The organism is Pseudarthrobacter siccitolerans, from assembly GCF_030823375.1.
Taxonomy (GTDB): domain Bacteria; phylum Actinomycetota; class Actinomycetes; order Actinomycetales; family Micrococcaceae; genus Arthrobacter; species Arthrobacter siccitolerans_A.
The window spans coordinates 4,382,327-4,399,164 of sequence record NZ_JAUSXB010000001.1 but is presented as its reverse complement, the minus strand read 5'-3'; the positions used below and the strand labels follow the sequence as shown (position 1 = coordinate 4,399,164).

The 16,838-nt window shown below is 66.1% G+C and carries 16 protein-coding genes and 1 pseudogene; 3 read left to right on the top strand and 14 right to left on the bottom strand.

The genetic code is table 11. The features are described from left to right. Window positions 1–66: 66 nt before the first annotated feature. On the top strand, window positions 67–453 hold the full coding sequence (locus QFZ36_RS20410) for a DUF1844 domain-containing protein (protein ID WP_306638984.1): 387 nt from the start codon (window positions 67–69) through the stop codon (window positions 451–453). A 184-nt stretch (window positions 454–637) separates the two neighbouring features. On the opposite strand, the pseudogene QFZ36_RS20405 reads toward QFZ36_RS20410, so the two are convergent. The 8 genes and pseudogenes from QFZ36_RS20405 to QFZ36_RS20370 all read right to left on the bottom strand — a co-directional run bounded on the left by QFZ36_RS20405 (window position 638) and on the right by QFZ36_RS20370 (window position 6,812). Beyond that, window positions 638–1,935, bottom strand: a pseudogene (locus QFZ36_RS20405) (MFS transporter). 54 nt (window positions 1,936–1,989) lie between these two features. Beyond that, complete coding sequence (locus tag QFZ36_RS20400; protein WP_306638983.1) at window positions 1,990–2,874, bottom strand: SseB family protein; 885 nt, start codon at window positions 2,872–2,874, stop codon at window positions 1,990–1,992. Window positions 2,875–2,899: 25 nt separating this feature from the next. After that, on the bottom strand, window positions 2,900–3,646 hold the full coding sequence (gene priA / locus QFZ36_RS20395) for a bifunctional 1-(5-phosphoribosyl)-5-((5-phosphoribosylamino)methylideneamino)imidazole-4-carboxamide isomerase/phosphoribosylanthranilate isomerase PriA (protein ID WP_306638982.1): 747 nt from the start codon (window positions 3,644–3,646) through the stop codon (window positions 2,900–2,902). Between the two features lie 43 nt (window positions 3,647–3,689). Then, window positions 3,690–3,848: a hypothetical protein gene (locus QFZ36_RS20390; protein ID WP_200833278.1), complete on the bottom strand. Its 159-nt coding sequence runs from the start codon at window positions 3,846–3,848 to the stop codon at window positions 3,690–3,692. Beyond that, window positions 3,849–4,583, bottom strand: a complete 735-nt coding sequence (gene hisH, locus QFZ36_RS20385) for an imidazole glycerol phosphate synthase subunit HisH (RefSeq protein ID WP_306638981.1) — start codon at window positions 4,581–4,583, stop codon at window positions 3,849–3,851. Further along, a complete protein-coding gene (gene hisB / locus QFZ36_RS20380; protein ID WP_306638980.1) occupies window positions 4,580–5,200 on the bottom strand; it encodes an imidazoleglycerol-phosphate dehydratase HisB in 621 nt (206 codons plus the stop codon). Before hisB ends, hisH begins: the two co-directional genes overlap by 4 nt. Window positions 5,201–5,259: 59 nt before the next feature. Continuing rightward, complete coding sequence (locus QFZ36_RS20375; RefSeq protein ID WP_306638978.1) at window positions 5,260–6,378, bottom strand: histidinol-phosphate transaminase; 1,119 nt, start codon at window positions 6,376–6,378, stop codon at window positions 5,260–5,262. A 92-nt stretch (window positions 6,379–6,470) separates the two neighbouring features. Continuing rightward, complete coding sequence (locus QFZ36_RS20370) at window positions 6,471–6,812, bottom strand: LysM peptidoglycan-binding domain-containing protein (protein ID WP_306639293.1); 342 nt, start codon at window positions 6,810–6,812, stop codon at window positions 6,471–6,473. A 380-nt stretch (window positions 6,813–7,192) separates the two neighbouring features. Between QFZ36_RS20370 and lexA the strand changes: the two genes are divergently transcribed. After that, window positions 7,193–7,927, top strand: coding sequence for a transcriptional repressor LexA (lexA, locus tag QFZ36_RS20365; RefSeq protein WP_306638977.1), 735 nt, complete (start codon window positions 7,193–7,195; stop codon window positions 7,925–7,927). Window positions 7,928–8,010: 83 nt separating this feature from the next. Here the strand turns inward: lexA and QFZ36_RS20360 are convergent, their stop codons facing one another. Beyond that, entirely contained in the window at window positions 8,011–10,068 is a 2,058-nt protein-coding gene (locus QFZ36_RS20360; RefSeq protein WP_306638976.1) for an ATP-dependent DNA helicase, read from the bottom strand. Continuing rightward, window positions 10,061–11,641 carry a GTPase HflX gene (hflX, locus tag QFZ36_RS20355; protein ID WP_306638974.1) on the bottom strand — a complete coding sequence of 527 codons (1,581 nt, stop codon included), beginning with the start codon at window positions 11,639–11,641 and terminating at the stop codon, window positions 10,061–10,063. Before hflX ends, QFZ36_RS20360 begins: the two co-directional genes overlap by 8 nt. A 427-nt stretch (window positions 11,642–12,068) precedes the next feature. Here hflX and QFZ36_RS20350 point away from each other — a divergent pair, with 427 nt between their 5' ends. Beyond that, window positions 12,069–12,692 carry a class I SAM-dependent methyltransferase gene (locus QFZ36_RS20350; RefSeq protein WP_306638972.1) on the top strand — a complete coding sequence of 208 codons (624 nt, stop codon included), beginning with the start codon at window positions 12,069–12,071 and terminating at the stop codon, window positions 12,690–12,692. Here QFZ36_RS20350 and dapF read toward each other — a convergent pair. The 4 genes from dapF to QFZ36_RS20330 all read right to left on the bottom strand — a co-directional run bounded on the left by dapF (window position 12,664) and on the right by QFZ36_RS20330 (window position 16,707). Then, window positions 12,664–13,608 (bottom strand): diaminopimelate epimerase, encoded by a 945-nt coding sequence (dapF, locus tag QFZ36_RS20345; protein WP_306638970.1) that lies wholly within the window; start codon window positions 13,606–13,608, stop codon window positions 12,664–12,666. The two genes, QFZ36_RS20350 and dapF, sit on opposite strands and share 29 nt — an antisense overlap. A 120-nt stretch (window positions 13,609–13,728) precedes the next feature. After that, entirely contained in the window at window positions 13,729–14,625 is an 897-nt protein-coding gene (gene miaA / locus QFZ36_RS20340; protein WP_306638968.1) for a tRNA (adenosine(37)-N6)-dimethylallyltransferase MiaA, read from the bottom strand. 3 nt (window positions 14,626–14,628) lie between these two features. After that, complete coding sequence (miaB, locus tag QFZ36_RS20335; protein ID WP_373427092.1) at window positions 14,629–16,158, bottom strand: tRNA (N6-isopentenyl adenosine(37)-C2)-methylthiotransferase MiaB; 1,530 nt, start codon at window positions 16,156–16,158, stop codon at window positions 14,629–14,631. A gap of 48 nt (window positions 16,159–16,206) precedes the next feature. Further along, complete coding sequence (locus tag QFZ36_RS20330) at window positions 16,207–16,707, bottom strand: regulatory protein RecX (protein ID WP_306638966.1); 501 nt, start codon at window positions 16,705–16,707, stop codon at window positions 16,207–16,209. Between the last annotated feature and the right edge of the window lie 131 nt (window positions 16,708–16,838).

The window sequence follows — 16,838 nt, the reverse complement described above, 5'->3', positions numbered from 1 at the left end:
TTGATCGTTTTTGGGAACAATCTCTGAAATAACGACATCCAGTCGGTCTGTGTCAAGCTTACCAGTATGAGCACCCCAGACAGTAATTCACACGTTTTCGAGCCCGCCGGCGCCGCCGGCGACGTCTCCCAGCAAATCCGCGACATTTCCGAAGTGCCGGCCATTGAGGTCATCACCACCGCAGCCGTCCACCTGATGAGTGCCGCTGCCGTCAAACTTGGCCTGGCAGCGGAAGAGAACGCCGAGGAGCTCAAGGACCTGGACGAGGCCCGGAAACTGATCACCGCGCTGGCCGGCCTGGTGACCGCTGCGGCTCCTGAAATCGGCTCCCAGCACGCAGGACCCTTGCGTGATGGCCTGCGGTCGCTGCAGCTGGCTTTCCGCGAAGAGTCGCTGATCCCCGATGCCCCCGGCAAGGGCCCGGGCGAAAAGTACACGGGCGCCGTCAACTAAGGACTGCCGTACCACGCCACGAGCACCTCACATGATTACGACGGCGGCGGGCCGGCCCACACGGGCCGCCCGCCGCCGTCGTCGGTTCCGGCAGTGCCAGCCCCGTCGGGACCAACGGTTGCTCCGTAACTGCCGTCTTGGCGAACTTTAGAGGCCGTTACGGGCAATCGATGAAGGGTGGGGGTCAGGCGGCCCACCTGCGGCGCCGCCGGCGCTGGAGCACCAACCCCACCAGGCACAGCGCAACTCCCGCCGCACCCACCGCGACGAAACCTCCGGACGGCCCCACCTGGTCGATGAAGACGCCCGCCAGCGGAGCGCCAAACGCCACGCCGGCCGTGAGCGCCGAGCCGTACCAGCCCATTGCCTCGCCCCGGCGCTCCTCGGACACCAGGTCCGCCAATTCTCCGATGCCGAGGACAGCACCGGAGCGCACAGCAGGCCGGGGAGCAGCGAGACCAGGGCGAGGGTCCAGGTGTCGTGGGCGAAGCCCATGGGGATGGTCAGGGCGGCCATGCCCAGGAGCAGGAGAATGGGCGAGATGGGCCGGTGCATCGCACCGTAGATGAGTCCGCCCACTACCGAGGCAGCGCACCAGAACAGGAAGACGATGCCGATTTCGGCCTGGTGTCCGCCCCTTTCGAGCGCGGCGACGATTCCCACGTCGGTGCCACTGAGAACCATTCCTGCCCCGGCGGCAACCGCGAAGAGTGCTGCCACAGAGGCGGTGAACCACGTAAAGCTGACCGCCACTCTCTCCCTCAAACCGGCGCTGCGGGCAGTGTGTGCACCCGCGGGGGCCAGGTCCGCGGCCGCTTCCTGAACGTGGGCGGGGGCGGTGGCGACGACGGCAGCCTCGGCCGCGCGCTGCTGGTCCGCCTCGCAGTCGTCAACGATTGTGACGCTGCGGGTGGGTGGGTTGAACCACATCAGGAACAGTCCGGCCAGTGACGTGGACACGCCCACAATCGTCAGGCCGGCAACGCTGAAGCCGCTGGTGGCGACGATGGCCCCGGCGGCCGGACCGATCATAAACACCACTTCCGTGGTGATCGCGTCGAGGGCGAAGGCGGTGCGGCGCTGATCGCCGTCGGCCAGCACGCCCAAGGACTGCCGCACCACGCTGAAGATGGGCAATGTGAGGAGTCCGCCCACAAAGACCAGCGGCAGGAGCCACTGGTAGGACACATGCGGTACAACGGACCAAATGACCGTCTCGGACACCACCGAAGGAATCAAGGCCTTGCGCAGGCCCACCGTATCTACCCGGCGGCCCCGCCAGGGTGCGCCAACGGCGATGCCGATGGTCATCACCGCGGCGGCCGCGCCGGCAGCGGCGTATCCCTGGCCGAGGGTAAGGACGATGTGCAGGGTCAGCAGCACGCCGGCTGCCGAGTGCGGGATCCGGGCGATCATACCCACCAGGAGCAGCCGCCTGATGGGCCGCACGGCGAGCAACTCCCGGTAGAGAGCGAAATTCACTAAAGAATCCTTCGGTCTGCCGCAGCCGGCCGGGGATCCCCCTCCTCGCCGCAGCTAGTGGACAGCGCGCCGCAGTTTTACCTCGATGGAATCGACCCGCTCACCAAACAATACATTCCGGGACCACTCAGCCTGGAGTCCGGCCACCAACTCCTGGACGGCGGCGGCGTCCAGGCCGTCCTCAAGGTAGAGGACCACCTGCAGTTCGGGACCGGCGCCCCCGCCGCCGAGGGTGGCGCCGGCAGCCGTGCGGGTTGCCACTCCCCTGCCCGGCAGGAGCTCCAGGCTCCGCACCGCCGGGAAGCCCGCTGCAGCCTGCCGCATCTGGAGGGCGAGGGCGTCATCGGTGTACGACGGAATCCACTCGTGCTGCTGGGCCAGTGCCCACATGGCAGGCCGCCGGACCACAAACGTCACTGCCGAGCCCGGGTCAAGGACCAGCAGTTCGGCTCCTTCGGATACGGCGGAAAGGGCTGCGCGGGCTGCGTAGACCGCTACCGGCCGCGCCTCTGGATGCCAGGAACTGAGCGCTTCCGCGGAGGTGAACGCCGGCATGGCGGTCCTGCCGTCAGCGGCTTTGAGGGTCACCAGCGCCATGTCCGACTGCTTGTCGGCCTGCAGGCCGTCCCGGCCTTCGGCTTCTTCGGCGAGCTGGGCAACGATCGGGATAAAGACACGGGCGGTGGCGAGGGCGGCAACCACGGCTGCTTCGTCCCCGTGCCCTGCCTGCAGGGCCGCGACGGCGGTGAGGTAGCGGGGGTCGGCCAGTCCGTCGTCGTTATCAAAGTTATGGATCTTGGCGTGCTCCCCCGCCAGGCTGCGCCCTGCCCAGGGCTGGCCGGCAGAGTCGGTGGCACCACCTGCGCCGGCCAGTGCTGCTGCGATATGGCCGGGGAGGTGGCGTTGGGGAGTGCCGGATCCGGGTTCGGTGCTGGCCATGGTGCTGCCTTTTTGGCCTGGCTGCCTAGCGGCGGCCGGCGACGTCGAGGGCCTCGGGCAGCGTAAAGGCACCGGCGTACAGGGCCTTACCCACGATGGCGCCTTCAACTCCCAGCGGCACCAGGGAGCGGAGCACCTTGAGGTCATCAAGGCTCGAAATGCCACCCGAGGCCACCACGGGCTTGCCGGTTTTGTCGACCATTTGGCGGAGCAGTTCCACGTTGGGCCCCTGCAGGGTCCCGTCCTTGGTCACGTCGGTGACCACGTAGCGCGAGCACCCGGCCTCCTCGAGCCTGCCCAGGACGTCCCAGAGGTCCCCGCCTTCCTTGGTCCAGCCGCGGCCTGCCAGGGTGGTTCCGCGGACATCCAGGCCGACGGCGATTTTGTCACCGAAGCGTTCAATGGCCCGGCGGGTCCATTCCGGGTTTTCCAGCGCTGCCGTCCCCAGGTTCACCCGGGCCACGCCCAAGTCCAGCGCTGCTTCGAGGGTTTCGTCGTCGCGAAGGCCGCCGGAGAGTTCAACCTTGATGTCCAGCCGGCCCACTACCTCCCGCAGCAGCTCGGCATTCGAACCGCGGCCGAAGGCGGCGTCCAGGTCAACCAGGTGGACCCATTCCGCACCCTGCTGCTGCCAGTTCAGGGCCGCTTCCAGCGGGGTTCCATAGCTTGTTTCGCTGCCCGCTTCGCCTTGGACCAGCCGGACGGCCTGGCCGTTGACGACGTCGACGGCGGGCAGCAGTTCAAGAACCGGCAGGTCGGTAGCGGTGTTCATCAATATCCTCGAAAGTTGGGGGGAACGGATGGGTAGGGTGCGGCTAGTTGGCCGGCAGCGTCAGCAGGTAGGCGGCCAGCAGTGCCATGCCCGCCAGGACGTAGAAGGAAACCTGGGTCCAGAGCGGTTTGCGCTGCTGACGGAAGGAAATACCGCCGCCGATGAGCAGGCCGGCGAGGCCCATCAGGAGGACAGACCACATTTAGGCGTCGCCGCCGGCCGGGGCGGGCCGGCGGAGGGCTTCCACCCAGTTGCGCAGGAGCTGCGCACCGGCGTCGCCGGACTTTTCCGGGTGGAACTGGGTTGCGCAGAGCGGGCCGTTTTCCACGGCAGCGATGAATGGAGCGCCGTGCTCGGACCAGGTGACCAGGGGCGCGGCCATCCGTGGCTGGATGACGTCGAAGTTCCATTCCTGCACACCGTAGGAGTGCACGAAGTAGAACCGTTCGTTTTCGACGCCGGCAAAAAGCTTTGAGCCTTCCGGTACCTTGACGGTGTTCCAGCCCATGTGCGGAACAACCTCCGCGGGCAGGAGTTCCACCTTGCCGGGCCATTCGCCGATGCCTTCAGCCTCGGTACCGTGCTCCACGCCTGCTTCGAACAGCACCTGAAGGCCTACGCAGATGGCCAGGACGGGGCGGCCGCCGGCGACGCGCCGGCCGATGAGGCGGATGCCGTCCACTGCTTTGAGTTCGCGCATAACTGTTTCAAAAGCGCCCACGCCGGGGACCACCAGGCCGTCGGCGTTCAGGACATCCTCGGGCTTGGAGCTGAGGATCACCTCGGCGCCAGCGCGCTCCAGCGCACGGACTGCCGAGCGGACGTTCCCGGAACCGTAGTCGAGGACCGTGACCGTGGGTTTCCCCTCGGGTGACGGCAGCTTCTGTGAAGCAGAGGGATCGATGATGGCGCCGTCCCGAAGGACCTGGCCGCTCACAGCGCACCCTTGGTGGAGGGAATGCCTTCGACGCGGGGATCGGACTCAACAGCTGCGCGCAGGGCACGGGCGAACGCCTTGAACTGGGCCTCGACGATGTGGTGCGGATCCCTTCCCGCGATGACGTTCATGTGCAGGCAGATCCCCGCGTGCAGGGTGATCGCTTCAAAGACGTGGCGGGTCAGCGAGCCGGTGAAGTGGCCGCCGATCAGGTGGTACTCCTGGCCTGCAGGTTCCCCGCCGTGCACGAGGTACGGGCGGCCGGAGACGTCGACCACGGCGTGCGCCAGTGCCTCGTCCAGTGGCACGGTGGCTTCACCGAAGCGGCGGATTCCGGCCTTGTTCCCCAGGGCCGTTCGCAGCACCTCTCCGAACGTGATGGCAACATCCTCCACCGTGTGGTGGACGTCGATGTGGGTGTCTCCGGTCGCCTTCACCGTCAGGTCAATGAGCGAGTGCTTGCACAGCGCGGTGAGCATGTGGTCGTAGAAGGGCACCGACGTGTCGATGTCCGAGATGCCGGTACCGTCAAGGTTGATCTCCACGAGCACGGAGGACTCGCTGGTGGCACGCTCCATGCGCGCGGTCCTGGCCGCATTGGATCCGGTGGAACTCATGGTCAAGTGTCCTTTGGGAAGAAGGAGTGGTTCAGGCGTCCAGCGCCGGTACTTCCAGTCTAGGCCGGAAGCCTGGCCTGGCCGGCAAGGATGCTTTCCAGGGACGTGAGGAAGGCTGTGGTTTCCGTCTCAGTGCCTGCGGTGACGCGAAGGTGGCCAGGAATTCCGACGTCCCGGATCAGCACGCCCGCGTCGAGCAGCTCCTGCCAGACCTGGTGTGGGTTCTCCAGCCCGCCGAAGAATACGTAGTTGGAGTCCGAGGCGGCGGGCTTCAGGCCCATCCTGGTCAGCTCCGCCACAATCCGGTCGCGCTGTTTCTTGATGTCTTCAACGTCCGCCATCAGCGCCTCGCGGTGCTGAAGGGCAGCCAGGGCGGTGGCCTGGGTGATGGCGGACAGGTGGTACGGGAGCCGTACCAGCCGCAGCGCATCGGTGACCTCTGGCGCTGCGGCCATGTAGCCGAGGCGCGCCCCGGCCAGGGCAAATGCCTTGCTCATGGTGCGCGAGACAATCAGCCGCTCCCGCCCTGGCAGGAGGGAAAGGGCGCTGGGCGTGCCGTCATGGGCGAACTCGTGGTACGCCTCATCCACGATGACGATCGTCTGGCTGGCTTCGCCGGCCTCGTATACGGCCTCCACCACGTCAAGTCCAAGGCCGGTACCCGTGGGGTTGTTCGGGGAGCAGAGGAAAACGATATTGGGCTGGAGTTCCTTGACCTGCAGGGCGGCAGATTCAGCAGTGAGGCCGTAACCGTCAGCCCGTTCGCCAACAATGTATTCGGTGTCCGTGCCGCTGGCCAGCAGCGGGTACATGGAGTACGTGGGGGGAAAGCCCAGCGCGCTGCGGCCGGGGCCGCCGAAAGCCTGGAGGATCTGCTGGAGTACCTCGTTGGAGCCGTTGGCCGCCCACACGTTCGATGCATCGAGCCCGTGCCCCAGATACTCCGCGAGGGCCGTGCGCAGCTCGGTAAATTCGCGGTCAGGATACCGGTTGAGCCCTGCAGCGGCCTCCGTCACTGCCGCACTGATGGCGGCGCGGACATCCGCGGGCACACCATGGGTGTTCTCGTTGACGTTGAGGAGGATGGGGACATCCAGCTGGGGCGCGCCGTACGGGGTAAGGCCACGAAGGTTGTTGCGGAGGGGAAGCCGGTTCAGGCGCTCTAGCTGGTCATTCACCTGAACAGTTTAGTGCCCGTGCGGGAGACCGGAAAATGTGACGGTGCGCTGTTCGCGCTCAGCGTGCAGCTCCGCTGCGACAGTGCCTGGCGCTAGGGCGTGGGTACGTAGAGCTGTTGCCCGGGATGGACCACGCCGGCAGTCAGGTTGTTGAGCTGGACGATGTCTGCCACAACGTCACGGGCATCACGCTCCGGGTCGACGGTACCGGCTATGGCCCACAGTGACTGGCCCGGCTGTACGGTGACAGTAACCGTGGGGGTAAGGGAAAGGTCCGCCGCGGAGTCTGAGGCCTTTGCCGGCGAGTTGAAGAAGCCGGCGAGGGAGAGCAGCAACGCCGCCAGCAGGACCAGGGGGATGCCGATCAGGACGATCTTTCCGCGCCGGGTCAGGCGCAGCGGCGGCAGGGGGGCCGGGCGCGCCGGCTGCGCCATGAGTTGATGCACTGAAAGAAGCTGCGGACGTGAACCCTGTGAAGCAGATGTAGCTGACATGAACTGAGCCCTCCTGGACCTGACCGTGCTGCCCGATGTTCGCCCGGTGGCCGTCGATGTCCCCGGGACGTGGTCCTGGTTTTCGAATGGCTTGAAGCCGAGTAGAACAGATGTTCGAACTTTGCTTTCTCTGTTTTAGCACTTATCAACGAATAATGTCGAGACTCGCTAGAACAAATGTTTGAAAATGCAATGTGGCTGGCCTAGCTTGGAAGACAAGAACAACCACCTCTGAAGTTGATCAGCAGGGTCTGACAATTACGGCGGCAACTCCAGGTCCGGGCCAAACGGCAAGGGCAAACTGAAAGGCATTGGCGAATATGGCAGCAGCAGCCGCCGGGGGCAGGGCAACCTCCCAACCGAAGAAGACCGCCAAGGGCCTGACGCCGCGGCAAAAGAAAATCCTTGAAACTATCCAGCGCTCGGTCAATGACAACGGCTACCCGCCGTCCATGCGGGAAATCGGTGACACCGTGGGCCTGGCGAGCTTGTCCAGCGTTACGCACCAGCTGTCGCAGCTGGAAAAGCTCGGCTACCTTCGCCGCGACCCGAAACGGCCCCGCGCCATGGAGGTGCTGATGCCTCTGACGTTGGATGGTGGTTCAACCAAGCCGGCAACCGAGCCTTCTGTCCTGCTGCCGGGCAGCGGCAGCACGGTGACCCAACTTCCCACCGCCATGGACACTGCGATGGTTCCCCTCGTGGGCCGCATCGCCGCCGGTGGTCCCATCCTGGCCGACCAGGTGGTGGAGGATGTCCTGCCGCTGCCCCGCCAGCTCGTGGGCCAGGGGGAACTGTTTATGCTCAGGGTGGCCGGCGATTCGATGGTGGACGCAGCGATCTGCGACGGCGACTGGGTGGTGGTACGCCGCCAGGCGGACGCCGCCAACGGGGATATCGTCGCGGCGCTGCTGGACGACGAAGCCACCGTCAAGACCTTCCGTCAGCGGGACGGCCACACCTGGCTGCTGCCGCAGAACACCCAGTACGAACCCATCCTGGGCGACCACGCCACCATCATGGGCAAGGTTGTGTCGGTGCTCCGCTCGCTCTAGAAAGCGTCAGGCGTTCACCCGCAACGCGAAGGTGTTGCGCGAACCTGAAGGCCGCCGGCAGCGCGAAGGCACTCCCGGCAGCGTCAGGAGTTCTCCTGCGCCAACCGCTCAAGCGCCGCGATGGCCGTCTTCCGGTCCGTCGTGGGCCAGAAGGGCGGCAGCGCGCCGCGAAGGAAGCCTGCATAGCGTTCGGTGGCGAGCCGGGAGTCCAGTACGGCCACCACGCCCTTGTCGCCCGTCGAGCGGATCAGCCGTCCGGCTCCCTGGGCCAGGCGGATGGCAGCATGGGTGGCTGAAACGGACATAAAGCCGTTACCGCCGGCCTGCGCCACGGCGCGGGAGCGGGCCGTCATCAGTGGATCGTCCGGCCGCGGGAACGGAATCCGGTCAATGACCACCAGCCGGCAGGACCCGCCGGGAACATCCACCCCCTGCCATAGGGACATGGTGCCGAACAGGCAGGTATCGGGTTCGTCCGCAAACTGCTTCACCAGGGCCGTCATGGTGGAGTCGCCCTGGCAGAGGATGGTCATTCCCAGCTTTGGCCGCAGCGCATCGGCCGCTTCCTCAGCCGCCCGGCGGGACGAAAACAGGCACAGCGCACCGCCGCTGGATGCCCGGATCAGGGCTTCCAGTTCGGCCAGGGATTCCGGGGACGCTCCACGGCCGGGCTTGGGCAGGTGCCCGGCCACGTAGAGGATGCCCTGCTTGGGGTAGTCGAAGGGCGATCCCACATCGACGCCGGTCCAGCTGGGCGCGCCCTCGCCGACGAGGCCCAGGCCTCCGGCGGCGGGCTCGAACGCGGAACCGATGGCCAGGGTTGCCGAGGTCAGCACCACCGTATGCCCGGCGAACAGGCCCTCCCGCAGCCGTCCCGCCACGGACAGCGGGGCAACGTTGATTAGCGCGGGCGCGGTCTCGTCCGGCTGGGAGTATCCCTGCTGCGGGTCAAAGGAGCTGGTGCGGGAGAACCACACCACTTCCCTGTTTTCGCGGGCCGCGAGGAGCCGTTCGCACAGTTCCAGGATGACCATCAGCCGGGAACGGGCGAGCTGCCGTCCGCCGTCGGCAGTTGTACTGCTGTCCCCCTTGGAATCGGACAGGGCCGCCCGGCAGGCCTCGCGAAGCTGGTCCACGCAGTCGAGCTGCTCATCGTTCAGGCCGTTGGGCAGCAGTCCGTTGGGGACTCCCGCCAGGGCCAGCTCGAGGTTGGCGGCAGCGGCGTTGAGCGCATCCACGGTGATGGCTGTGTGCTTGCGGGCACCTGCGGCAGCGGCATGGACCATGGCCACCGAGAGCTGCCCGGAAACAGCCCCGGTCACCCGGTCCTGGAGCTCGTGGGCCTCATCAACCACCACCACGTCATACTCGGGCAGCACGGCCAAACCTTCGAAAGCACTGACGGCGAGCATGGCATGGTTGGTGACCACAACATCGGCTTCGTCGGCGTTCTGGCGGGCCAGCTCGCTGAAGCATTCTGCCGCCATGGGGCACTTTTGCGCCCCCAGGCATTCCATTGACGTGACGGAGACCTGCCGCCAGGCGCGGTCCGTGACGCCGGGCAGGAGCTCGTCCCGGTCCCCGGTGGTGGTCTTCTCCGCCCATTCCCGGAGGCGGACCACTTCCTTGCCGAGCTGGGAGGCAGGACCGCCTACGGCCGCGGCAAAGTGCGGCACGCTGGTGTCTTCCCCCAGGGAAAACAGCTGGCCCTCGGCGGGTTCCTCGGAGGGAAAACCACCTTCGAGTTTATGCAGGCACACATAGTTGGACCGGCCCTTGACCAGCGCCACTTTGACGGGCCGGTCCAGGGCGGGAGTGATGTTTTTCAGGAGCCGGGGAAGGTCCCTCCCCACAATCTGGGTCTGCAGGGCGAGGGTCGCGGTGGACACCAGGGCCGGCTTGTTGCTCTCCAGGGCATGGGCTATCAGGGGTATGAGATACGCCAACGACTTTCCGGTACCCGTGCCGGCCTGGACGAGCAGGTGGTCCCCGGTTTCGATGGCCCGCGCCACGTGCCTGGCCATCTCGTGCTGGCCGTCCCGGCTCTGCCCGCCCATGCCTGCAACGGCCCGGTCGAGCAGTTCGATGACGAACTGCTCGCCGGCCGTTCCTGTGGCTTCGTCAGCCACGAGGTCAGTCATGGGTGACGAATGATTCCAGTTCAGCCGCGAGGCCTTCCCGGACTTTGACAACTGCCCGGGTACCGGCTTCATCATGGTCAACGCTGATGATCTCGGCATCCGATTCGTGCAGCTTGCTGACCAGGTCCCCACGGTCGTAGGGAATGAGCAGCTCGAGCTTGACGGACGGACGCGGGATGGCCTCACTGATGGCCTGCAGCAGTTCGGGGATGCCTTCCCCGGTACGTGCCGAGACCACGACGTTCCGCGGTTCGCGCTGCTTCAGCCGTTCCACCACAAAAGGATCGGCGGCGTCAGCCTTGTTCAGGACGATGATCTCCGGAACCTTGCGGGCGTCCACTTCGCTGAAGACCTTGCGGACAGCAGCGATCTGGCCTTCGGGGTCCGGGTGTGAAACGTCCACCACGTGGAGGATCAGATCGGAGTCCGCCACCTCTTCGAGCGTGGAGCGGAAGGCCTCCACCAGCTGCGTGGGCAGCGAGCGGACAAAACCGACGGTATCCGCCAGCGTGTAGCCGAGGCCGTCAGCAGTTTCTGCCTTCCGGACCGTGGGATCCAGCGTGGCGAACAGTGCGTTCTCCACCAGCACGCCGGCGTCCGTCAGCCGGTTCAGCAATGAGGACTTGCCGGCGTTGGTGTACCCGGCGATGGCCACCGAGGGCACCTCATTACGACGGCGGTTGGCGCGTTTGGTTTCGCGGGCGGGCTTCATCGCGGCGATCTCCCGCCGCAGCTTGGCCATGCGCGTGCGGATCCTCCGGCGGTCCAGTTCGATCTTGGTTTCACCGGGACCACGTGAACCCATACCGGCCGCAGCGCCGCCCACTTGGCCACCGGCCTGGCGGGACATCGACTCGCCCCAGCCGCGGAGGCGCGGCAGCAGGTATTCGAGCTGCGCCAGCTCCACCTGGGCCTTGCCTTCCCGGCTCTTGGCGTGCTGCGCGAAAATGTCGAGGATCAGTCCGGTCCGGTCGATCACCTTGACCTTGACGATGTCCTCAAGGCCACGGCGCTGGGACGGAGCCAGCTCGGCGTCCACCACCACGGTATCGGCGCCGGTGGACATCACGATGTCCTTCAGCTCCAGCGCCTTGCCGGAGCCCAGGAACGTTCCGGGGTCCGGCTTGTCACGGCGCTGGACCAGTCCGTCCAGGACCTCTGAACCGGCGGTTTCGGCGAGGGCGGCGAGTTCGCGCAGCGAGTTTTCCGCGTCCGCCAGGGTTCCTTCAGACCAAATGCCTGCAAGGACCACCCGTTCCAGGCGCAGCTGCCGGTATTCGACTTCGGTGACGTCTTCGAGTTCGGTGGACAGCCCGGCCGTGCGCCGCAGGGCGCGGCGTTCCTCGAGGTCCTGCTGGTCGCCGTCGTACGTTGAATGTTCTTCATCCAGGCGGGAGATTGCCTGGGCTTTCCCCAGTACCCCTTTTCCGTCGCCGCGTTGCGTTGTGCTTGGCGTGCTGACGGTTTTGGCCGGTACGTCCTTGGAGAGAATCCGGTCGATGACAGCCTGTATTTCCTCAGGACTCATGTCCTGGGCGGCTGGATCGGATCCGGTGTTGGGCTGGCTGGTCATGGTCTCCTTAGAAGGTTCGGCATTTCCAGAATAGTGCCGATTGGTGGTGATTGGGGAAGTATTCGCGCTGGGCTGACGGCCTGCGGTCATGTAGTTCTCCTGGATTGTCCCGCCGGGCAGCAAGCGGTCCGGCGGGTGGTTGCCACCTCACGCGAGGTGGCGAAGCGGAAGAGGCCGGAGAATCGCCGAAAGGGACAGCAGGAGGCTGACTTTCGAGTATTGTCCGGCGGCCGGAGCGAACGCCTATGCGTGGTCCGGTGCACATGTGCGGAAGGCGTAAATGCCTGCATCGCTGTGGGACAGTTTCTTCGGGACGGGCGTGGCCCGTGCCGGCTACTCGAAGATCAGGAACATGGGTTCTACCCTAACAGACCGTCCCCCGCGGCGGTTTCCCATTACGCTGCAAGGGGAACTACTCTGGCCAGTTATGGAGTCCGCACACTATTTCAGTTCATCCCCCGCCGGCCCGTTTACCCGCAAGCCGCTCACGGTGGAACTGGCAGGGGAAACGCGGCGGCTGCAGACTTCAAGCGGGATCTTCAGCCCGGACGGCATCGACAAGGGAACGGCGGTGCTCCTCGCCGAGGTCCCCGCCCCTTCGCCCACCGGCAACCTGCTGGACATCGGCTGCGGCTGGGGCCCCATTGCGCTGACCATGGCCCTGCGGGCGCCGCATTCAAAGGTCTACGCGGTGGACGTCAACGAACGCTGCATCACCCTGACCAATGAGAATGCGACAGCGCTGGGACTGACTAACGTGGTGGCCAGCGCGCCCGATGCTGTAGATCCGGGCGTGCGTTTCGACACCATCTGGTCCAACCCGCCCATCCGGATCGGCAAGGACGAACTGCATTCCCTGCTGAAGCTGTGGCTGCCCCGCCTGGCACCGGGTGGAACGGCATGGCTCGTGGTGCAAAAAAACCTGGGCTCGGACTCCCTGCAGCGCTGGCTGGCGGCCGAACTGGATGATTCCTTTGCCGTAACCCGGGAATCAACATCCAAGTCGTTCCGGATTTTGAAGGTCAGGAAAGCGTCCCTGTTGCCACAATAACGGCGGGCCCGCTGAGCTCCACGTGTTCATGGCCACCGGGGCCGGCGAAAAACTTCACGCCTACTACACCTCCGGGAACGTTGACCCGCCAGGTGTCCGGAGCTTCCGCTCCTGCCCAGTGCCGGATGGCGACGGCGGCGGCGCATGCGCCTGTGCCGCAGGACTGGGTCTCCCCCACGCCGCGTTCGTGGACTCGCATGGTGACGGAACCGACGCCGTCGTGCACCAGCGGGTCGGACGGAACCACAAACTCCACATTGGTGCCGTTGGCGGGCACCGGGTCCACCTCGGGCGCGGTGTACAGCCTGGTCCCTGCCAGTTCCGAGAGTTCCGCGAGGGCAACCACGGTGTGGGGGTTGCCCATGCTGACGGATAACGCGGGACGGGGAACTTCCAGTCCGTCAGCAGTCACCAGCGAGTCCATGGCCTTGGCGGTGGCCTCGCCGGGGAAGATGAACTCCCACGGTCCCATATCGACGGCGTAATCCTCGCCTGTGCGCACCACTGTTTTGGTGCCGGCGCGGGTGCCGATGGTGAGTGCACCGCCGTCGGGCAGGTCGATCAGGCCCTCCGTGCGGAGGAAGTGCACGAAGACGCGGACGCCGTTGCCGCACATCTCGGACAGTGATCCGTCGCCGTTGCGGTAGTCCATGAACCATTCGGCATCAGGGGTGCCGGTCAGCAGCTCCCGGCCTTCGGGCAGGAATCGGGACGGGACCGCCCGGATCAGGCCGTCGCCGCCGATGCCGCGGTGGCGGTCGCACAGGGCGGCCACCTGCTCAGCCGCTATGGTGTGTTCGCCCTCCGGATCGGCCACCAGGACAAAATCGTTGCCGGTGCCGTGGCCCTTGGAGAAGCGGAGCCCGCCCAGCGTGCGGAAGGCGTGCCCGGTTGACTCGGCAAGGGTTTCATTCATGCTGTCAAGCGTACCGGCCGGGCTGAGCAGGCCCGAAACCGAAGTGTCTCTCCATAACGCGACCCCCGCGGCAGGAACTGCCCCAGACGCGGACAAGGACCTCCTTAGCAAAGCAGCCCTTCAGCCGCAGAGTGCTGCCGCGCGGGACGTCAGCCCGAGGTCCTGCCAGTCCAGCCAGTTGATGCGCGGGTCAGCCCGGAACCAGGTCAGCTGGCGACGGGCGAACTGGCGCGTGGCCACGATGGTTTCGTCAACGGCCTCCGCGACTGTTGCTGCGCCGTCGAGCACCCGCAGGAACTGTGCGTAGCCCAGGGCGCGGGGCGCTGTTTTGCCCTCCCGCAGTCCTTGGGCTTCGAGCCGCTCCACCTCGGCAAGCAGCCCGCTGTCCACCATGCGGTGCACGCGGAGCGCCAGCCGCTCGCGCAGTTGGTCCCGGTCCACGGTGAGGCCGATCTGCACTGCAGGCTGGAAGTACTCCCGTTGCGGCATAAAGGAACTGAACGGGCGGCCGGTGAGGTGATGGACCTCCAATGCGCGGATGATGCGCCGGTCATCGAGGAGCCGGGCGGCGGACACCGGATCAACGGCCTGGAGCCGGGCCAGCAGTGCCGCCGAGCCCTGGGCCGCCAGCTCTTCCTCAAGCTGCTGCCGCAGCGCCTTATCTGTTCCGGGGAATTCCAGGACGTCCAGGGCGGCCCGCACGTACAGGCCGGAACCCCCGGCGAGGATGGCCCGCTTGCCGCGCGCGTGGATATCGGTGATGGCGGCCCTTGCCTGCTCCTGGAACTGCGAGACGCTGGCCTCCTGGGTCACATCCAGGATGTCCAGAAGGTGGTGCGGCACTCCCCTGCGTTCAGCGGGGCTCATTTTCGCCGTACCGATGTCCATGCCGCGATAGAACTGCATGGCGTCGGCGTTGATGACTTCGCCGTCCAGTTCGAGTGCCAGGTTGACCGCCAGGTCTGACTTGCCTGAGCCGGTGGGACCGACGACGGCGATAACAGGCTGGGAGCCCACCGGTCAGCGGGTGCGCACAGGCAGCGAGGGCATGCCGAGGGAAACCCCGGTCCTGCCGTCGCCGGTGCCCGGGGCGGGAACACCGCAGGAATCGGCCTGCGACCTGTCCCAGGCGTCGCCGGCGCGGGAACGGCGGAGGCTGTAATCGTCAAGGGTGGGATCGGCCACGAGGTGGAAGGCTGCGGCCTCCGTGATGGTGACCGTTACGAGGTCGCCCGGGCGCGGTGCTTCAGCGCCGTCAGGGACGGAGAAGTGCACCAGCCGCTGGTCTTGGGACCGGCCGGACAAGCGGTGGGTTTCCCCGGCCTTCCGTCCCGACTGCGCAGTGACCATAACCTCAACTTTGCGGCCGAGCTGCTTGCGGTTTTCCTCGGCGGCGATGCGGTCCTGGAGTTCGGTGAGCCGTTCGAAGCGTTCCTGCACCACTGCCTTGGGAAGCTGGTCCGGCAAGTCCGCAGCGGGGGTTCCGGGGCGTTTGGAGTACTGGAACGTGAAGGCCGTGGCGAAGCGGGACTTCTCCACGACGTCGAGGGTCGCGTGGAAGTCCTCTTCGGTTTCACCCGGGAAGCCAACGATGATGTCCGTGGAGATGGCGGCATGGGGAATCTTTTCACGGACCTTGTCCAGGATGCCCAGGAACTTCGCCGACCGGTAGGAGCGCTTCATGTCGCGCAGGACCTTGTCCGAGCCCGACTGCAGCGGCATGTGCAGCTGCGGCATCACATTCGGTGTTTCGGCCATGGCGTCAATGACGTCGTCTGTGAAGGCGGCCGGGTGGGGGCTGGTGAAACGGACGCGTTCCAGTCCCTCAATGTCACCGCAGGCGCGAAGGAGTTTGGAGAAGGCCTGCCGGTCGCCGAACTCCACGCCGTAGGAGTTCACGTTCTGTCCCAGCAGGGTGACTTCGATGGCACCGTCATCAACGAGGGCCTGGATCTCCGCGAGAATGTCGCCGGGGCGGCGGTCCTTCTCCTTGCCACGCAGGGCCGGAACGATGCAGAAGGTGCAGGTGTTGTTGCAGCCCACCGAAATGGAAACCCAGCCCGAGTAGACGGAATCGCGCTTGGTGGGGAGGGTGGACGGGAAAACGTCCAGGGACTCGAGGATCTCCAGCTGGGCCTCGTGGTTGTGCCGGGCCCGCTCCAGCAGGGCGGGCAGGGCACCAACGTTGTGCGTGCCGAAGACGGCGTCCACCCAGGGCGCCTTCTTCAGGATCGTCTCCCGGTCCTTCTGCGCCAGGCAGCCGCCCACCGCGATCTGCATTCCCGGGTTGGCTGCCTTCACGGGGGCCAGCATACCGAGGTTGCCGTAGAGCTTGTTGTCCGCGTTTTCCCGCACGGCACAGGTGTTGAAGACCACGACGTCGGCCTGCCCGCCGTCCGCCGGCACGTAGCCTGCATTCTCCAGCATGCCCGCCATACGCTCGGAATCATGCACGTTCATTTGGCAGCCGAAGGTACGGACCTCGTAGGTGCGTGGCTTCTGGGTACCGTTTTCCAAGATGGACGCAGCCTGGGCAGCGCCCAACTCCACAACAGCGCCTGGGCCGGAAACGGGGGAAGGAATGGTCAAACTCACCTGTTAAGGGTACCGGTTCAAAGGCTCATCATGGTCTGGAGCCGGATGGGCGTCCAGGACCTCGGTGACGATGCGGAAGGCCTGGGACGGCTGGTAACCCTTCCGCGCCAGCATCGATGCCAGCCGGCGCGTGGCTTTGTCCCGCTCTGCCTGGTCTGCCAGATCGGCGCCGGGCCGCAGCTTCCGCTCCACCAGGCTCCTCGCAGCGGCTTCCTCATCATGGTCGGAGATCTGCTCCAGGGCCGCCGCAGCGGTTTCCTGGTCCACACCTTTTTCCGCCAGTTCCCGGCGGAGCGCACCCTTGGCCAGCTTGCGGGACTGCGAACGGCTCCGCACCCACATGTCAGCGAAATCGGCGTCATTGATGAGGCGGGCTTCCTCGAACTTGTCCAGGACCGCCTCAGCAACGTGCTCCGGGATGTTCCGCTCGGAAAGCTTGCGGGCCAGTTGAAGCCTGCTTTTCGCCGACGCGGTCAACTGCCGGTAGACAATGGCCTGGGCCACCGAGAAGGGATCCGGTTCGAGGTCCTCCGAAATCGGAGAGTCAGGTTCCGGGCCGTCCGGGTAAGAATCTGCAAAGGAAGCAGCGCGCCGCCCGCCGGTCCGGGACCGGCGGGGACGCGCATCGTCAGTAC